Here is a 17407-nt window from a genome sequence, read left to right on the forward strand (position 1 = left end):
GATCTCGGGAAGCTCGTCAACCTCCGTTAGACGTAGCCGCCCGTTCGCTGGTTCCGGAGACTAGCGGGCTGGGACAGCGACCTGCAGGTTGAGTATGTTGTCGCAGTTCAACCTGTCGGGAGGCGTCAATTCTGGATTGGTAATGCACTTGTTGTACTGATCAACGAGCGATGCCAACGCCTTGGAACGTGCCTCCTGGACGGGATCGGCTGGCTGTGGTTTCGACGGCGGTGTCTGTGTCGGCGGTAGCTCGACCTTCTTACAGCCGTCACTCACAACCATGCCTTGCTTCCGCGCCGCCTCTACTAGCTCAACGCAAGCTTTGTTGCTTTCAATTAGCTCCTTAGGCCCCGTACCGTTTGATCTAACGAAGTCGGCCGCCATGAGTGCAACAACTAGTCCGAGCGGAATAGCAGCAAGAGCGACAATTGTCAGGGGTTCTTTGATGGTGCTAACGACTTTATGTCGTGCCAGGGCAACCGACGCAGAGTTCATGGTTGCCCTAACCTCTGCACGTATGGCAGCCGCGCGCTTCAAAGCGTCGTCGCGTGTTTCTTTATTGGTAACCTCAGCGTGCAACTGGTCGTACTGGTCTCGCACTGTTCTTGGTATTGGCTTCTTACGCGCAACTTTCCAGATGTTTCTGATTATCGTCCGTTTGAGCTCCTCAGGAAACTCCCAGTCGTCCCCATGCTTCTCTAGCTCCGTCCTGATCCGCTCGATAACCAAAGCCTCTCGCGAATATTCATCCAGCGTAGTCGCCCCATTAACCTTGGCAAAGCGATCGTATATCTTCTTTACTTGTACTTGACCGCCGTACTCGGGTGAGGTATCCATGTCGGTTTCCATTACAATGGGCTCACCGATCGAAGTTACCGCATTGCCAACTGTAATAACGCCCCAAACAGCGACAGCGAACGCTACGATCGCAACAACGACACCACCAACTCCGTACCAATCTTTGATTGGAAATATTGTGACCAAAGTACCAACGCCTAGTCCCGTCACCAATGTAGTACCGAGTGCGAGGACGGACTTCCCCCAGATATCGCCCCTGCCCCGCGCTCCATCTAGCGCTGCAACGGCGCGTTCCGAAACCTTCTCCGCGTAATCCTTTTGCTGGTTAAAGAATGACGCCTGTGGGGTTGGCCCGTCTGGCTCTTCCTTGGTCATGGTAACCGCAATATTGATGTCAGGATCAGGTTGGTTTTCCGGCTCAAACTGATCAGACTCGTCGGGCTGCTCGTCTGTCATGATGCTTCCCCTATTTTAAGAGTGACGCAGTTGGAGAACATCGTTGCACCTGGATGTCGCATTGGCACTTAGAACAAAGAAATCTAACGGTTCGTGGCGCTTAGTAACGAAACCCGTTCTAAGACTGGATAGCGCTAGGCGTAGAATCCGATCAAACCAATATCACCGTCGCGATCGTGGTCTCAATCGACCGACTCGCGAAACTGTCCGCCCAGTTCGAACAGTCGACGCTCGATGACGTCCGGGGGGTCTTAAGCTCCCGCGCACAGTCAGCGGCGAGGTCGATGTACCGGCCGTACATGTCGACAGGTCCGTCCTCAAGCCACTCGCCGTCGGTCACGCGGTTCAAACCTCTGACCACGCGACTGTCGTAAATGAGGGGCCGACCAACAGCAGGTTTTGCGTCGTACCCGGCGAAGTAGAGGAACTTGGTGAAGAATCCGGCAGCAAGCCGATTGATCTTCAGACTTCCGCCCTTGTAGAGAGCGCGGTAGCCACTGAGTGCCCCTTGTCCTCGCACCAGCTTTAAGGCCGTCGACAGCTTTTCTGGTGCACCTGGTTCGTGGAGCGGAAACAGACCCCGAACGATGCGTTGCGCCTTCTCACCAGCGCCCCAAGCGACGATCGCGACATGCAGCTGAGCGGCACTTGCAGGATCAACCTCCACCGCAGCACGATCGGCGATGTTGAAGACATCCTGCCGGCTGAGGAGCCGATACTTCCCCGCACCGCAGGGCAGGGAATCAAGCTCCGCCGGCCACATCGACTCACTAGGAAGCTTCGACCTCAAGTAGACCGGATCAAAGCGAAGGGTCTGGCCCAGCGGCCAGTCTCGCCCTGGAACATCGCCATCGGGGAACAACGTCGGCGTGTCCGTCATGAGGGTGACCGTACTAGCTCCTCGCCATTACCCGCTATGCTCCCGGAAAACCCGTCAGCACCCGCGTCTCCTTGCCGGATGCGGACTAATTGCTAGCAACGACGAGCCACGATGTCCCGCCCGCGTTGACTCGGATCTTGACGTACTTGTACTGGGCAGACAGGGCGTAGGTGAGTGAGCCCTTGATGGTCTCAGACCCGTTGGCGTCGATCGTCACTGTGTTGGCTGTTGCGTCTGTCTTGATGAACTCGAAATTATGCCCGCGCTGCCAGACGCGGCGGGCAGCGTGACGTGAAAGATGCTGTCGTAGCGTCGCACTCGTTGTTCGTCGCTGAGACGGTGGTCAGGGTAACTGCGGCGTTTCGAACGATCCCGACCGCACGTTGGTTTCCGTGAGCGAATGGACGCCAGTGAAAGCTCCGGTTCCCGATGTGCTGATCGGGTAGGCGCTTCCACTCGCACGGAGCCCGACATTTGCTAGAGCTGTTCCAAGATCGGTAGTCGCGGTCGACTGTACTACTGGCGTTGCGTTGAAGAACCCGATTCTCTGACTGGTGGCAGTACCGAACTGGGTTCCCCGTCGTCGTGCCAGTGTGTAGTTGACGGCGTCCGCAATTGTGTCACACAGAGACTTCGAGAGTCTTCCATCTAGGGCGGCTTGGAGCCCTGTGACGGTCGTAATTGCTTGACTGCCAGTATGTGTCGTTCTGTCCCGCAGATCAGCGTCAGTCGCGTTTTGTGTAGCTCCAGCGGCGATGCCTGTGAGCTTGGTCTGCTCGATCGTCGTGTAGTTGTTGGTCGATAGACCTTTGCCCGCGACCACGTCGACCTTCCCAGACAGGTCAGATGATGAGTGCCAGTTGGTGCAGTCAGACCACACGAGCAATTGACCGTAGTTTGAAGCGAGCTTCACATTCGCTGCGCCTTTAATGGTTCCAACCAGCGGTGCGATCGTGATGTTGTGCGTGCTAGCCAGCCCTGAGTCGTCAGCAACGATGTACGTCTGCCCGGCGTCGAGGGTCGACGCATCCTTGAGGGTAAGCGTTCTGCCAGCGGTGAGATTGGTCCAGGCGATCAAGTAGTGGTTGGCGTTCGCTGTGTAGGCCGTGTTGTCGACAGCTGTGCGCCAGTTGACCTGACCACCACCTAACCCAATAATCCCCTGCTGTTTGATGGCATCCCCTTCACCCAAAACGGTGCGGCCAGCAGATTGTTCCTGAACGGTCGGATCGCCACCGTAGAGCTGGTTGAGTCGCCGTTCCTACTTGCGGTAATCGCCCCGATGTAGTTCGTGTCATCTGCGCCAGCGCTCATGAGCATGGTCGCCTTGGCCGCGTTCGATGTACTCGTGCTGTGGAGGTTCAGACACTACCGTCAGCATTACGAAGTGCGAACTTTCGCTCCCCCGCATGTTCCACTACACCTCTACGGACGTGTCGTCGCCGGCCACCTGTAGCACTACCGGACTACCTGGCATGACGGCGTCGTTGATCGTCAGGGTGTTGTTCTTCGCCCGCCACGCGCCCGTCGCTTCGTTGCGTGTCATCTGTGTGCCAGATGTGTTCGGACGGTAGATTGGCAGGTTGCCGATCGGCGTAGATCGCGACTCAACCATGTTGTTCCCCATGACGCGGACATTGCTGTACGTGCCAGGAGTGTTCATTGAGATGCCGTGGTTCGAGTCTGTGTCGGTTGCCAGGATCTCTGTACCGTTTGCGCGGTACTGCATGCCCGGGTTGATGATGTGGCTGCGAGAGATGAGGGCATTGTCAAGCTCTTTGGTGCCGATGCCGTTGCGTGCAGCATTCTTGATGATGTTGTTGGTCACCAGTAACCCGGTCGCGTGGACGTTTCCACGCACCTGAGATTGAAATGCCATCTGTCCCAATGTCACCGACGTGCCCAACTGGGCCACGGTGGTACTGGCGTGTCCCCGGTAGATGAGTCCACGAGGTTTTAGAGTCTTTGTTGCCCCGACCTGGGGTTGGAAGGACGATGAACATCATGGCTGGACGGAAACGGCACTCCGCGGAGCAGATCGTGCGCAAGTTGCGCCAGGGCGACGAGCTGGAGGCGGCCGGAAAGACCTCTGAGGAGATCGCTGCCGAACTCGAGGTGTCGGTGGCAACGCTGTTCAACTGGCGCCGCCAGTACGGCGGTATGGACACCGACGCGGCCAAGGAGCTCAAAGAGCTCCGCGAGCAGAACAGCCGACTCAAACGTCTGCTCGCCGACGCCGAGCTCGAGAAGGACGCGCTGCGTGAGGTGGCCAAGGGAAAATTCTGAGCCCAGCTGCCAAACGCCGCGCCGTCGACATGCTCGTGGAAACACTGGGCGTGTCGAAGCGGTTGGCGTGCAAAGCTGTTGGGCTTGCCCGCTCTACCTACAGTCGTACCCCGATCGCGCAAACCACAGCCGACCCGGACGCCGAACTGCGTGGCTGGTTGCGCACATACGCCACCAAACACCCGCTGCACGGGTTCCGGCGGGCCTGGGCGGCGTTGCGCTTCGACGAGCACCGTGAGGTGAACAAGAAGAAAGTGCACCGCCTCTGGAAGGAAGAAGGCCTGCAGGTCCGCATCCACCATCCCCGCAAACGGGCCGGCCAATCCTCGGTTCCATTCGTGGACGCAGATGCACCGAAGGTGGTGTGGGCACTGGACTTTCAGTTCGATTCCACCATCGACGGCAAAGCGGTCAAGATCGCGTCGATGATCGACGAACACACCCGACTGTCGGTCCTGAACATCGTCGAGCGATCGATCACGAGCGACCGGTTGGTCGTCGAGCTGGGCAAAGCGTTCGCGCTGTGGGGTGGGCCGCCGCAAGTGCTGCGAATGGACAACGGACCGGAGTTCATTTCCCATGCGCTGCAACAGTTCTGCGACAAGAAGGTAGGTATCTCTTACATCCCTCCGGGCACGCCGTGGAACAACGGGCACATCGAATCGTTCAACAATCGCCTACGGAAGGAATGCCTGAACCGCAACCACTGGACCAACCTGCTCGAGGCACGCGTGGTCATCGAAGACTTCAAAGACGACCATAACCACCGACACCGGCACTCATCGCTCGGCTACCGAACACCGGCCGAGTATGCTGCCCAATGCACCCACCGGCATCATCCCGTGGAATGCGAGATCGACTAATTACCCGTGGCTCTACAACCACGTGGCCCGACTATCGGGGACCTGCCAGTACCCCTGGCTGGGGTAGTTGTCGGCGATGATCCCGTACGAAGGACCGAAGTCGAGGTTGAGGCACGCGCGTCCCGTGTCGATGATCGTGTTACCGGTGCAGGTGAACTCTGTCGGCCCAATACTCGAGTTTTAGCCAGGTAGCCAAATGCCATACAGCGCTGCATTTTCTACCGTGTTGCCAACGCAAACGACCTTGCGATGCCGCGGTTCAGAGAGAACCCGTTGTCGTTCGATCCGTACGACCGCTACCGATAAGGATGACCTCTTCGTTAAAGACCTAGCCTGCATCCTTCGTGTACTCAAACTCGCAGTTCGATGTGACATGGCGGCCACTCACACCGAAGATCGTGATCGGAAGGCTCGCCATGTTCTTCTCTTTGATGTTGTTCAGGTAGATGCTGCGGATCAACGGGCCAGACGTTGGTAGTCCGAACTCGTCTTGCACTTCTGGAGCGAAGCTGCCGTTGATCTTGATGCCGTAAAATGGACCGGGCGTTCGGGTGCGATCAGACGTTGGAACTGTCCGGAAGCTTGTCACTGTCCCGAGGAAGGAAACCTTCTGACAGACGAAACCGTCAGGTATCACATGTGTCTGGTCGGAGCGCAAGATGCCAAGCAAGCCTTCGACATCGGAGGTGAGATGCGCTGCGTTGGGAACACCGTCACCAGTCACCCAGTTCCGAATCCAAACATGTGCGCGGCACCTGTACGTACCCGGCGAGAAGCGCATGACCCCACCATCATTGGCATTGATGTAGTCCATGATCATGCGCAGAGCTGGAGCGTCATCTGTTGTACCGTCGCCGCTCGCCCGATACTTGACCCCGTCAACAGTGACCCCGAGTTTGACGTCGTAAACCAAGTGAGCCGGATTGTTCGGCTTGTTCAGAAGATCTGCGTACTCGCCCGTCACAGCGACAGTCGCTAGCTCATCAATGGCTGCCTGGAGGGTAGCGATGCGAGCGTCGACGTAGTGGTGTCGGCCTTCCCGGCGACGTCGGGGATGTCCGCGGTGTCTGCCTTGAGCCCGATTGCCTGTTCGATGTTACTGAACGTCTTAGCCGTCGCACTCGCCATGACCCGCCAGCCCGGTTTGACTTGCATGGGGACGCTGTCTTCGGTGTGGCGGTTGAGCGTGAGGTCATCCCCTTCAACCGCTGTTACGTAACGGATCTCGGCTGTGTGGCGGGTGGGCATGTCCACGGTCGGAGCGAGCATCGTGATCGGCCTGTTTTGTTCGAAACCGTTGCCATCACCGGGCATCAGGGTCAGCGTGTCCCCTGTGGTTGACGGAGACGGTGCGATCTGGACGTGCCGATCAGTAAGTTGGCGTGCGCGTCGAACTGCATCTAATTCTATTAAACACATCTCCCGTGCTAAAGGTACTGGTCAACGCCTCAAACCGCGCGGACCGTGGCGGTCGTCGATTTCAGCTCGCCGTTCTCATCGGTCCACTCCACTCGGCACTGAGCCGACTGTGGTGACCCGAAAGATTGCGCAATCGGATACCTGGCCGTGCCCGCAGGGGCCAATATCGAAATACTGTCATGACGGTCGCCGAAGAGGTCGAACTCCGGCATAGGATCACCCTTGTCATCTAGGTAAGTGAAGCTGACGTCGTGTGCCGGGTACCAGAGCGTGCTCTCTAAGACCAAATACCAGTTCTTAGAAGTTCTAATTCGTCCTTTGCTGTCTGTTTTGACGCTTTCCGTGACCTCAACCCGTGGCCAGATCCCGTAGGAAGCCTCTGGGCTGTCGTCGACATCAGCTGACGCTGACGTAGATGCGGCGACTTCGAGAAGCGCGCTGTTCGCGTCGCGTCGATATTTGCTGGCGAGTCGCGACAAAATCTGCTCGACGATTTCCGCTAAACGACCAATGGAATCGTAACTCGCGAGGAAAGCCTTCGGTCGGATTGATGCGATGTACTCATTCAGTTTCACCTGCTGTTCAGCGGAGTCGGCACCCCTTGCCGGAGAGCGCTGGCAGTTGTTCTGGAGTACCGCGACTTCCTTGCCCTGGGCCAATGCCCGGTTGATCTCCTCCGCGGTGCCAGACGGATGACCAGGTGTCGCTGTCCCCAGCCGGTCAGTAAATACGGCAAGGACCATGTCTGAATCATCTATGATCTGCTCGTTGACCACGTTCTGAGCGTATTCCCCGAACGCGGGCGCACCACCCTCCTCAGAGTCGGTAGGGCTGAAGTGGATACCGTAAATGCGTCCGTGCAGCGTGTTCCAACGGCGCATGGTGCGCGCAATGATTTCGCGATGTTCGTTTGGCAGGTCTGATGGGCTGGAAATTACGATTTGGACGATCAAACCACTGAACGACACAGGAACCTCCAACTAAGCGAGCCGCACGTTACGGCCGAACCCTCTTATATACCAAGGAGACCGCCCATGCAGGCGGTCTCGTGCGCTCTGTGTGTTCGATCGAACTACTTGGCAGCAGGTGGCGTCTTGGTCTCGGGAGCCGTCTTGGCGGCGTCCTGAGCAGCCTCGACGATCTTCTCTGCGTCAGCTTCGGGAGCGTCGACAGTCTTCTTCGCCTCGGCTTTGGCGTCTGAGCGGATCTTCTCTGCGTCAGCTTTGGACTTCACGAGCTGCTGTTCCGCTGCCTGGACAACCGTGCGGCTTTCGCTTCCGCGTCAGTCGACGCGATCTCGTTTCGCTCGACTTCGGCCTTCGGATCGCGGGCAACGCCAGCCCTGATCAGATCCGCAACTGTTTCCGAGTCTCCCTCGAAGGTCGCGCCCGGTTCGTAGCGGACGCCGTCGTGGCTAAGCGCGCTCAGTAGTTTCATTTCGGTCATGGGTACCTCCTTACGGTTCGAAGACCGTGGCTTTAAAGACGTTGTTGGCAGTCGCGGCAGCAGCGAGGGTGACGGTGAGCGTCGTCCCGCTGATCGCGACGTTGTCGACGAACTGGTCCTGGTTGCCGGCCGGTAGCAGCCGAGCACCGTTGAACCGCTCGTGACTGTCGCCGCGCCGCTGGTCTGGCCAGCGGTCATAGTGACGGTTTTGATCGAGATGTTGGAGGCCAGGTCAAGCTTCGCCCCAACCAGCTTCGCGTTCTTGAATCCTTTTCGGTGCTGTCATCTGAGTTACCCCCTACGCCACTGCATTTCGAATCAGGAAGAACAGCTCGCTCGCGAACAGCATCTGGCCTTAGTAGTCGTTGTTGCGGAACCCACGTACCCTTTGGATCTTTCTCATCCCACTTGTCGATGTACTTGCCTTCGCGCAGACAGAGTGTGTAGCCACCGTTGACTTTTGCGTAGGCCCGGAGTTGGTGTGGTGTAGCCAAGGATCACGTTCTTGCCCCAGACCGAGCCAACGACGGCCGTCTGACCTTCGACGGCGCTGTCACGCATCGCCTACCGACGAGCACGCGGGCGATGCCGTATGGCGCGAACAGGCGGAGGAAGTCAGCTTCAGTGACGACACCGAGGTTCGACCATTTGATGCGGTCGAGGAAGTCTGGGTGATCGACAAGCTGGAGCCACACGTCCTGGCTGAACGTGATGGTGTTCGGCGCCTTGAATGAGGCAGCTCGAGCTTGTAGAACGGCTGTTTTGATGTCTTTGAACAGATTTGAGTTGCCGTAGTCGCTCCACTGGCTCCTGCCAGACAGTGTGGTGTTCTGCGTGATGATGCTCGTGTCCGTCAGCAGGCCCTTGTCGCCAAGCTCTTTGCCGAGCATCTCGTTCTTCGGAAGCGCTGCGATCAGCACTTCGGTTTCCTTGCGGAAGTCTGCGCTGACGGAGCTGGCTTGAGCAGCTGACCTACTCACTTATCCTTGTCGCCGCTCTTGATCTGACCAGCTTTGATGCTGGCAGCGACGATCTCGCTCGCTTTCTTGCGCTCGAGTTCAGCCATCGCTTGACGACCTGCTTGAGCAATAGCTTCTGGCTCTGCGAGGCGGTCAGCGGTCAGCGGTCAGCGGTGATGCTGACACCCTTGGCGCTGGCTTCCAATCGGCTGCGTCTTCAGCAGCTTTGGCATCGGTCAGCAATCTGACCGTTCCCCATACTCTTCTCGTAGCAGACCTCGTCCAGGACGTAGCCACCGTTGTATTCGTAGACATCGAAGATCGCGGTCGGGTCGTTGGTGTAGCCCCAGTCCAGACTACGTCGCATGAACCGAGCGTCTTCAGCGACCGCATCGATGTGAATCCAGTTGGTCATGATCTGGCCTTCGTTGCGACCCACCTCGCCAAGCACGTACACCTGGCGGTAATTCTCGTCGATTCGGCCGGCCTCTTCTGTCTCTCGGACTAGTGATGGTGGTTCGAGGGCTTCGTTTGTGTGCGACTATTTATGCACGTCAGGGCGATTTTGTCGAGCACTCAGGCCCACATCCGGGCTACGATCACCTCATTGTCGATCTGTTGATGGGAGACACGAGTGAGGGAAACGCGGGTGCTGGGCGTTGTAGCGACGATCCTTCTACTTGTTTCACTCTTAACAGTCACGAGCGTCCTGGCATTCAGAGCGGCTGACGGCGATATGGGCTCCCTCCGACTCGCATTCAACGGATGCGCCGCTGTTGGCGCGCCGAACGACGCCGCGATAGAACCGAACGAAGAAGTGCTGATCGATCTCCGAGTTAGCGTGGAAACGTGCACCGGTTTCGCTCCCGACGAACGTGTGCTCGGGGGCAGCTCACACGGTGATGCTACGTCTGTCGAAGCGCACGCCAAATCGCCAAACCTCGATGTTCAGGTCATTGACAGAGCGCAGAGTCGTCAACCGATCAGCGCGTCCCAGGCAAACAATTGGACCTGGGTTGTAAAGTCATCGCGGGCAGGGCCCCTGGTAGTCACCATAGATCTGCTAATTTTCGACGGCGCGGGCGTGGAAATTACGCCAAGAAATCCCGAAATCACAGTCGAAACAAGCGTCACCCAGAAGGAAAGTGGAAAGGAATCGCAGTCGAAGTTCGACTTATACCTAAACCGAACCCAGCTGATCAGCGGGATACTAATTGGCATAGCAGGCGTTGTCATCGCATGGTTAGCTCTACCGCCCATCCGGCGCAGGTTTGGACGTAACGAACCTCCTGACGACGCAGCGCCGCCCCAGCCGCAGCCCCCACCGCCTTCACCTCCTGTCGTTCCGCCCCCGACGGGCGACACCAGCGAGTGGGCGAGGCCTCCAAACAATGATTAATTTCTCTACTCGACCCGCTTCAACACCAACGCCGACACCCAATGAGTCACCGTCTCCTGCCGATCCTTCGTGGGGATCGTGTACGTCACCTTGCCAAACCACTCCCAGGTCGTCGTGGTCGCCCACTCGGTGGAGGTCGCGGGGTTCGAGCGGTCCAATCCAGGGGCGCGGTGGATCTATTTCTATGACCGTCACGTTGACTTTCCTGTGCCTGCTGCAGATCCTGGCTCGGTTGATGTGGTGAATGACCAGGTCAGCAGCATGACCGAATAACCTTGCGGACCACCCGAAAGTGTCTCAGTCTATTAATAGAGGGAATTACTCCCTGCTTCCCTGGGACCTCGGACGCACTCAAGTCACGGGCCAGGGACTGTCTGCCGATCTCGGTAAACTTTCACTCTCGGCTTCAAGAAGGAGCTAGACCTGTGTCAACAGACAAACCAACCACGAACTCCAAGTCCAGCGAGCCAGCCGTCAAGCACACTAGCGCAAACCTAGTTCCAGGTTCCCCGGTGCCACGTCGAGTCAAGATCAACCTGAGCGCAGCGGTCGAGAAGAGCCTTAGCGATCTCGTTACCGGGCCAAGCGCTACGAAGCAGTTGGCCAGTCAGATCAACATGAGCAACTTCATGGACGCATTGACTAAGACAACGGAACCGGTTGACCTGTCTCGGTTCCTGGCCGCCCACACAAAGACCGCTGATCCATCGAAGTTCTTCCACCTCACAGACTCGGCCAACCCGGTACTGGTTAAGCGATTCATGGACGATCTGAACACACGGTATGGCGCCACTACGGGCGAACCGGTAACTAACGCTGTCGAGCCCATGCCAGTTCCGACCGAGGTGGTCGAAGAGTTCCGCGAAGATGTCTTCACGCCTGTAGCCGAGCAACTACTTGACGGTCTTTCGACAGAACCCTCAGACGAGGACATCACAATTCTTGAGGCCATGGCCAAGGATATGACGGCCGTGCAGGAAGAAGCGGCCGAGCAAATCGGGGAACTCTATCCAATCTTTAAAGACAAGCGTCGCAATGTAGTCAATAAGCTAAAAGAACGGCTGTCATGGGTCTCAGATAAACGGCTCCTTGCCTGTGTCATTGCACTTGTCGCTGCCGCGGTTCTCTCAATCGTCCTCTACGTTTTCGCCCCGGGTCTTCTGCCGGTTGCGGGTTACTACACAACGTTTGCCGGCTCATTTCTCGGCGCCGCAGGCATTGCACTAGCAATGCAAAGTAGTGACTGAAACTCAAGGTCTTTTCCACATATGGAAAAGATTCCTCTTGCAATGAAAGACCAAATGGCTCGCAGTCTTTCGCAGGGGGGAAACATGAACACAATAATAAAAACCACACAGCAACTCGAAAGAGAAGCCGCCGAGCAAGTTAGGGCTGCAGGCAAAGAGCACCCGAGATATTTACGATGCAGTTCGAAAAACACACGTCGATTGCGTTCCGTAGACCATCGGCTTACACCGACGAGCGAAGCGCCAGCAACTCGCTGCCAAGGATGAACGGGCCGAGTCAAAGGCCAACGCACACATTCGAGTCGCGCAATTATCGAGCGCAAGACCGGGAGAAGCGTGGGTAACGCTGTCCGGTACGCGCTGGCGATCGTCTTGCTCGTCGTAGCCACGCCGCTCATCGCACTCAATTTGATATTCATAAACCGCCGCTAGCTGCCCGTCCATCGCGGACGGCAAGGTCATCATCGGTGCGCCGGAGGCCGAGCGTTTATAGCGGATGCTCCCGATCTCCGACCCTGTGTGCACCTCGCTCCTCCATGTGCGAGCCGAACGCCGTAAGCGTGAGTAAGCCGGAACGAAGCATCAAGACAGCGGCTAAGTACCTCGTCGATCCCCTTGGGAGGCGTACTACCCCGACTTCTTCACTGACCGTTGGAAGTCCGCCTGCAAGCGAGCGAAGGTTCCAGTGATCAATCTGCACGACGAGCGACACACCTGCGCCACGCGGATGATCCTTAATGGCGTCCCGATCCCGACCGTTTTCGCCAGGCTCGGACATGCAACCGCCGTCGTTCACGATGGCGCGCTACATGCACAACCAGCTCCAGGCACTCATAGGGCGGCCACCACGTTGGCCGGTCTCGTGACAACGCAGCGTGACGTTGACGCAGAGTTATTGGGAGATGGGAACTCCAGTGACAACGCCGTCCAAGTGCAGAAACAACCCCTCAGAACTGGTGCGCGCAGAGGGATTTGAACCCCCGACCGCTGGTGTGTAAGACCAGAGCTCTACCGCTGAGCTATACGCGCGGGGCGACCGAACCGAAGGCGAGTTCGACCGGCCGCGACGGCGAGAGAAAACATGGACTCGCCGCCCGTCCGACACCCGAGGGCGTCAGACACCTTCAAGAATCTAGCGCGGCCAGGGCTTTCTCCCAAAGCGACTGGTCACGGACCTGCCCGGCGGCCATCTGCTCGGAGAATGCGATGTGTCCGGTCTTGTCGATGACGAAGGTGCCGCGGTTGGCGTAGCCCTTGTCCTCGTTGAAGACGCCGTACAGCTGAGCGACGCGGCCGTGGGGCCAGAAGTCCGCGAGGATCGGGAAGAGATACCCCTGGGCCGCCGACCACACCTTGTGGGTGGGCGATGTACCCACCGACACCGCGATGAACGCCGAGGTGTCGTTCTCGAAGTCCGGCAGCCGGTCGCGCACCATGCTCAGCTCACCTTCACAGGTGCCGGTGAACGCCATCGGGAAGAACACCAACAGCACGTTCTTCTTACCGAAATAGTTGGAGAGGGTGATGTCCTGATTGTTCTGATCACGCAACGTGAAGTCAGGAGCCGCGGTTCCCACCGCGAGCTCCTGATGAGCGGAGTCGGTCATGCCTTCTTGCCGGCTCGCGTCTTCGGTTGAACCAGACGAGATCCCAGCCAGTCACCGAAACTTACGGCACTGGTCTGGGTGAGGCCCGCGGTCGGCGCGGCTTCGGCGACCTCACTGGGGTCGACGTAACCGTCGCTTCCGGTCTTCGGCGACAACACCCACACGAATCCGTCGTCGGCGAGCGGCGTGATGGCATCCATCAGGGCGTCGACCAGATCGCCGTCACCGTCCCGCCACCACAGCACCACCATGTCGACGACCTCGTCGGAGTCGTCGTCCACCATCTCGGCGTCGATGGCATCCTCGATGTCGGCACGCAGGTCGTCGTCGGTGTCCTCGTCCCACCCCAGCTCCTGCACGATCATGCCCGCTGTCACTCCCAGCTTCTGGGCGCGATCACCATCTGAAGCGGCAACCAACGCGACGACCTCCTGTCAGTAGAAAAATAGGCGAACACTGTCTGTGTCCGCTTCGATGACTCAAGCGAACAGGGTAAACCCCCAAGTTGCAAGCCGAATGGCACCTTTTTCAACCGGCAACTTTCCCGCACGCGTCCACAGCCTTGTTCCTGGCGTCGATCCACTTGTCCGCCGGATCGTTGAGGCCGGCCCGATATTCGTTCCTCACCGCGGTGACCAACTCCCGGTTGCGGTCGAGGAAATTCCGTACGAGAGTCTGCACGGGCTGCTCGACGCCGCCCACCAGTTTCGCGGTAATTGCCTGCTCACCGGCGGTGAGCTGGTCGATCACCACCCGACTGCTGTCACCCATCTGCGAATAGGACTGCACGTCATTGAGTTTGGTGACGAACTCGTTGTAGCCGTTGAGCATGGTCACCACGGTGGTGGTGAATTGCGCGCAGAGGCCGACCGTCAGCGTGCGCGCAGCCTCGGCGGCCCTCGACGATTCTGCGATCTTCGATTGCTCCGCCGCGACCGACACGTCGCTCTGATAGGCACGCACATCGCTGGGGTCTACGCCACTGGAACCGTCGACAGTGGTGGCACATCCGGTGAAAAGCGCCGCGGCCACCACAACGCCGGCCACCCACCTGGACTTCACAGAGCAGATACTGCCCCATGTACCGCTCGAACATCCAGAGCAACACATGTAGGTTCGGCTAGTTTGCCGTCCTCCGATGCCAACGAACATCACATGCGGCACGATTGAGAGAACGCCGAGGACCTCACCAGGGTCCAGCGCCACATTTGGTTTCTGGCAGTCACCCTGCCGGACGACTCGAGGAGAAGACCAGCGTAGTGACTGACAGCACGAAAGCACCGAAGAACCAGCAGCGGGTTCGCGTCATCCGAGAGGGAGTCGCGTCCTACCTTCCGGACATCGACCCGGATGAGACCACTGAATGGCTGGAGTCCTTCGACGGTCTTCTCGAGAACGCCGGCCCCGGCCGGGCCCGGTACCTGATGCTTCGCCTGCTCGAGCGCGCCGGGGAGAAGCGGGTCTCGATCCCAGCCCTCACCTCCACCGACTACGTCAACACCATTCCCACCGAGAGCGAACCCTGGTTCCCCGGTGACGAAGAAGTCGAACGCCGCTTCCGCGCTTTCATCCGCTGGAATGCCGCAATCATGGTGCACCGCGCACAGCGTCCCGGCGTCGGCGTCGGCGGCCACATCTCCACCTATGCCTCGTCGGCCGCGCTGTACGAGGTCGGCTTCAACCACTTCTTCCGTGGGCAGGACCATGCCGGTGGCGGCGACCAGATCTTCATCCAAGGTCACGCCTCCCCCGGCATCTATGCACGCGCATACCTCGAAGGTCGCATCGACGAGAAGCGGATGGACGGGTTCCGCCAGGAGCACTCCCATGCCGGAGAGGGCGGCGGTTTGCCGTCATACCCCCACCCTCGCCTGATGCCCGACTTCTGGCAGTTCCCGACCGTCTCCATGGGTCTGGGGCCGATGAACGCGATCTACCAGGCACGGTTCAACCACTACCTGGACGACCGCGGCATCAAGGACACCAGCGATCAGCACGTCTGGGCATTCCTGGGCGACGGCGAGATGGACGAGCCGGAGTCACGCGGCCTGGCGCACGTCGCCGCAACCGAAGGCCTCGACAACCTGACGTTTGTCATCAACTGCAACCTGCAGCGCCTCGACGGCCCGGTGCGCGGCAACGGCAAGATCATCCAGGAACTCGAGTCGTTCTTCCGCGGCGCCGGCTGGAACGTCATCAAGGTCGTCTGGGGTCGCGAGTGGGACGAACTCCTCCACAAGGACCGCGACGGCGCCCTCGTGAACCTGATGAACAGCACTCCCGATGGCGACTTCCAGACGTACAAAGCCAACGACGGCGCCTACGTCCGCGACCACTTCTTCGGTCGCGACCCGCGAACCAAGGAACTCGTCAAAGACCTCAGCGATGCCGACATCTGGAACCTCAAGCGCGGCGGCCACGACTACAAGAAAGTGCACGCGGCCTACGCCTCGGCGCTGGCGCACAAGGGCCAGCCGACGGTGATCCTGGCGCACACCATCAAGGGCTACACACTCGGCAAGCACTTCGAGGGCCGTAATGCCACGCACCAGATGAAGAAGCTGACCCTCGACGATCTCAAGGACTTCCGCGACAGCACGCGCATCCCGATCAGTGACGCCGAGCTCGAAAAGGATCCTTACCTGCCGCCGTACTACCACCCCGGCAACGACGCACCCGAGATCCAGTACATGCTCGATCGCCGAAAGGCGCTCGGCGGTTTCCTCCCCGCTCGGCGCACCAAGAGCAAGGTGCTCAAGCCGGATACCGCGCCGGCACTGAAACTGGCCGCGAAAGGTTCGGGCAAGCAGCAGGTCGCCACGACCATGGCCGTCGTCCGCATCTTCAAGGAACTGATGCGCGACAAGGAAGTCGGCAAGCGCCTCGTGCCGATCATCCCCGACGAAGCCCGCACCTTCGGTATGGACTCGTGGTTCCCGTCGCTCAAGATCTACAACCGCAACGGTCAGCTCTACACCTCCGTCGACGCCGAGCTGATGCTCGCGTACAAGGAGAGCTCGGTCGGGCAGATCCTGCACGAGGGCATCAACGAAGCCGGTTCCACGGCATCGTTCACCGCTGTCGGTACGTCGTATGCAACACACGACGAGCCGATGATCCCGCTGTACATCTTCTATTCGATGTTCGGCTTCCAGCGCACGGGCGATGGACTGTGGGCGGCAGCAGATCAGATGGCACGAGGATTTGTCCTGGGAGCCACCGCCGGTCGCACCACACTCACGGGTGAAGGTCTGCAGCACGCAGACGGGCATTCGCTGCTGCTCGCGGCGTCGAACCCCGCAGTGGTGGCCTATGACCCGGCGTTCGGATACGAGCTCGGGCACATCATCGCCGACGGCCTGCGCCGGATGTACGGAGAAGATCCCGAGAACATCTACTACTACATCACCATCTACAACGAGCCGATCAGCCAGCCGGCGCAGCCCGACAACCTCGACGTCGCCGGACTGCTCAAGGGCATCTACCGCTACGCCGAAGCTCCTGAAGGCAAGGAGTTCCCGGCGAACATCCTGGTCTCCGGCATCACCATGCCCAGTGCCCTCAAAGCACAGGAGTTGCTGGCCGAGGAATGGAACGTGGGCGCAAACGTGTACTCGGTGACGTCGTGGAACGAGCTGTCGCGCGATGGTGTGGAGTACGAGAAGGCGTCGCTCCGCGATCCCGACGGTGAGCACCAGCAGCCGTACGTGACCGAAGCGCTCACCGAGGCCGCCGGACCGTTCGTCGCGGCCAGCGATTTCATGCGTGGGGTTCCCGAACTCATCCGTGCCTGGGTTCCCGGTACCTACCTCACCCTCGGTACCGACGGATTCGGTTTCTCCGACACCCGGCCGGCCGCGCGTCGGTTCTTCAACGTCGACGGTGAGTCGATCGCGGTGGGTGTGCTGTCGGCGCTGGCCCGCGATGGCCACATCGAGGCCAAGGTCGCTGCCGAGGCCGCCGCGAAGTACAAGATCGACGACGTACTCGCAGCGCCGAAGCAGACGAGCGACCCGGGTCCCGGCGCCTAGGCCGAGTCCCACTCCG

Annotated in this window: 19 protein-coding genes, 1 tRNA gene and 1 pseudogene; 5 read left to right on the forward strand and 16 right to left on the reverse strand. The window is 59.1% G+C overall.

Annotation, left to right across the window (positions count from 1 at the left end; translation table 11 throughout):
* Positions 1-60: 60 nt before the first annotated feature.
* The 5 genes from MVA47_RS19815 to MVA47_RS19830 all read right to left on the reverse strand — a co-directional run bounded on the left by MVA47_RS19815 (position 61) and on the right by MVA47_RS19830 (position 4040).
* Positions 61-1254: a hypothetical protein gene (locus MVA47_RS19815; RefSeq protein ID WP_247209481.1), complete on the reverse strand. Its 1194-nt coding sequence runs from the start codon at positions 1252-1254 to the stop codon at positions 61-63.
* A gap of 151 nt (positions 1255-1405) precedes the next feature.
* Complete coding sequence (locus tag MVA47_RS19820) at positions 1406-2134, reverse strand: hypothetical protein (RefSeq protein ID WP_247209483.1); 729 nt, start codon at positions 2132-2134, stop codon at positions 1406-1408.
* Between the two features lie 85 nt (positions 2135-2219).
* A complete protein-coding gene (locus MVA47_RS26800; RefSeq protein WP_281504823.1) occupies positions 2220-2351 on the reverse strand; it encodes a hypothetical protein in 132 nt (43 codons plus the stop codon).
* 126 nt (positions 2352-2477) lie between these two features.
* Positions 2478-3326 carry a hypothetical protein gene (locus MVA47_RS19825; RefSeq protein ID WP_247209484.1) on the reverse strand — a complete coding sequence of 283 codons (849 nt, stop codon included), beginning with the start codon at positions 3324-3326 and terminating at the stop codon, positions 2478-2480.
* 225 nt (positions 3327-3551) lie between these two features.
* Entirely contained in the window at positions 3552-4040 is a 489-nt protein-coding gene (locus tag MVA47_RS19830) for a hypothetical protein (protein WP_247209486.1), read from the reverse strand.
* 98 nt (positions 4041-4138) lie between these two features.
* Between MVA47_RS19830 and MVA47_RS19835 the strand changes: the two genes are divergently transcribed.
* Positions 4139-5283 (forward strand): IS3 family transposase gene (locus MVA47_RS19835; RefSeq protein ID WP_247207003.1). Its coding sequence is split into 2 segments (ribosomal slippage): positions 4139-4406 and positions 4406-5283, totalling 1146 coding nucleotides; the frame shifts between segments, so codons are not numbered across the junction.
* Between the two features lie 328 nt (positions 5284-5611).
* On the opposite strand, the gene MVA47_RS19840 is transcribed toward MVA47_RS19835, so the two are convergent.
* The 5 genes from MVA47_RS19840 to MVA47_RS19860 all read right to left on the reverse strand — a co-directional run bounded on the left by MVA47_RS19840 (position 5612) and on the right by MVA47_RS19860 (position 8148).
* Positions 5612-6247: a hypothetical protein gene (locus MVA47_RS19840; RefSeq protein ID WP_247209488.1), complete on the reverse strand. Its 636-nt coding sequence runs from the start codon at positions 6245-6247 to the stop codon at positions 5612-5614.
* An 11-nt stretch (positions 6248-6258) separates the two neighbouring features.
* Entirely contained in the window at positions 6259-6597 is a 339-nt protein-coding gene (locus tag MVA47_RS19845) for a hypothetical protein (RefSeq protein ID WP_247209489.1), read from the reverse strand.
* 134 nt (positions 6598-6731) lie between these two features.
* Entirely contained in the window at positions 6732-7670 is a 939-nt protein-coding gene (locus MVA47_RS19850) for a nucleoside 2-deoxyribosyltransferase (RefSeq protein ID WP_247209490.1), read from the reverse strand.
* Between the two features lie 104 nt (positions 7671-7774).
* Complete coding sequence (locus MVA47_RS19855) at positions 7775-7936, reverse strand: hypothetical protein (RefSeq protein ID WP_247209491.1); 162 nt, start codon at positions 7934-7936, stop codon at positions 7775-7777.
* Complete coding sequence (locus MVA47_RS19860; RefSeq protein ID WP_247209493.1) at positions 7933-8148, reverse strand: hypothetical protein; 216 nt, start codon at positions 8146-8148, stop codon at positions 7933-7935. The genes MVA47_RS19855 and MVA47_RS19860 overlap by 4 nt, the downstream gene beginning before the upstream one ends.
* On the opposite strand from MVA47_RS19860, the gene MVA47_RS19865 reads away from it, so the two are divergent.
* Positions 8147-8284 (forward strand): hypothetical protein, encoded by a 138-nt coding sequence (locus tag MVA47_RS19865; protein WP_247209494.1) that lies wholly within the window; start codon positions 8147-8149, stop codon positions 8282-8284. The two genes, MVA47_RS19860 and MVA47_RS19865, sit on opposite strands and share 2 nt — an antisense overlap.
* 361 nt (positions 8285-8645) lie before the next feature.
* Here the strand turns inward: MVA47_RS19865 and MVA47_RS19870 are convergent, their stop codons facing one another.
* Together MVA47_RS19870 and MVA47_RS19875 are read right to left on the reverse strand one after the other, a co-directional pair.
* Positions 8646-9068: a hypothetical protein gene (locus MVA47_RS19870; RefSeq protein WP_247209495.1), complete on the reverse strand. Its 423-nt coding sequence runs from the start codon at positions 9066-9068 to the stop codon at positions 8646-8648.
* Between the two features lie 256 nt (positions 9069-9324).
* The gene (locus MVA47_RS19875) at positions 9325-9522 is read right to left on the reverse strand and encodes a hypothetical protein (RefSeq protein WP_247209498.1); all 198 of its coding nucleotides are present in this window, start codon (positions 9520-9522) and stop codon (positions 9325-9327) included.
* Positions 9523-10931: 1409 nt separating this feature from the next.
* Here MVA47_RS19875 and MVA47_RS19880 point away from each other — a divergent pair.
* Together MVA47_RS19880 and MVA47_RS27310 are read left to right on the forward strand one after the other, a co-directional pair.
* A complete protein-coding gene (locus MVA47_RS19880; protein ID WP_247209499.1) occupies positions 10932-11753 on the forward strand; it encodes a hypothetical protein in 822 nt (273 codons plus the stop codon).
* A gap of 652 nt (positions 11754-12405) precedes the next feature.
* Positions 12406-12729, forward strand: a pseudogene (locus MVA47_RS27310) (tyrosine-type recombinase/integrase); the annotation flags it as partial.
* Here the strand turns inward: MVA47_RS27310 and MVA47_RS19885 are convergent.
* The 4 genes from MVA47_RS19885 to MVA47_RS19900 all read right to left on the reverse strand — a co-directional run bounded on the left by MVA47_RS19885 (position 12708) and on the right by MVA47_RS19900 (position 14422).
* Positions 12708-12782: transfer RNA gene (locus MVA47_RS19885), tRNA-Val, on the reverse strand. The pseudogene MVA47_RS27310 and the gene MVA47_RS19885 sit on opposite strands and share 22 nt — an antisense overlap.
* A 95-nt stretch (positions 12783-12877) precedes the next feature.
* Positions 12878-13360: a peroxiredoxin gene (locus MVA47_RS19890; RefSeq protein ID WP_247209501.1), complete on the reverse strand. Its 483-nt coding sequence runs from the start codon at positions 13358-13360 to the stop codon at positions 12878-12880.
* The gene (locus MVA47_RS19895) at positions 13357-13779 is read right to left on the reverse strand and encodes a DUF3052 domain-containing protein (RefSeq protein WP_023953889.1); all 423 of its coding nucleotides are present in this window, start codon (positions 13777-13779) and stop codon (positions 13357-13359) included. The genes MVA47_RS19890 and MVA47_RS19895 overlap by 4 nt, the downstream gene beginning before the upstream one ends.
* A gap of 109 nt (positions 13780-13888) precedes the next feature.
* Entirely contained in the window at positions 13889-14422 is a 534-nt protein-coding gene (locus MVA47_RS19900; protein WP_247209503.1) for a hypothetical protein, read from the reverse strand.
* Between the two features lie 197 nt (positions 14423-14619).
* Here MVA47_RS19900 and aceE point away from each other — a divergent pair, with 197 nt between their 5' ends.
* Positions 14620-17391 carry a pyruvate dehydrogenase (acetyl-transferring), homodimeric type gene (aceE, locus tag MVA47_RS19905; protein ID WP_247209504.1) on the forward strand — a complete coding sequence of 924 codons (2772 nt, stop codon included), beginning with the start codon at positions 14620-14622 and terminating at the stop codon, positions 17389-17391.
* The last annotated feature ends 16 nt before the right edge of the window (positions 17392-17407 follow it).

This window comes from Williamsia sp. DF01-3 (assembly GCF_023051145.1).
In the GTDB taxonomy this organism is placed as follows: Bacteria; Actinomycetota; Actinomycetes; order Mycobacteriales; family Mycobacteriaceae; genus Williamsia.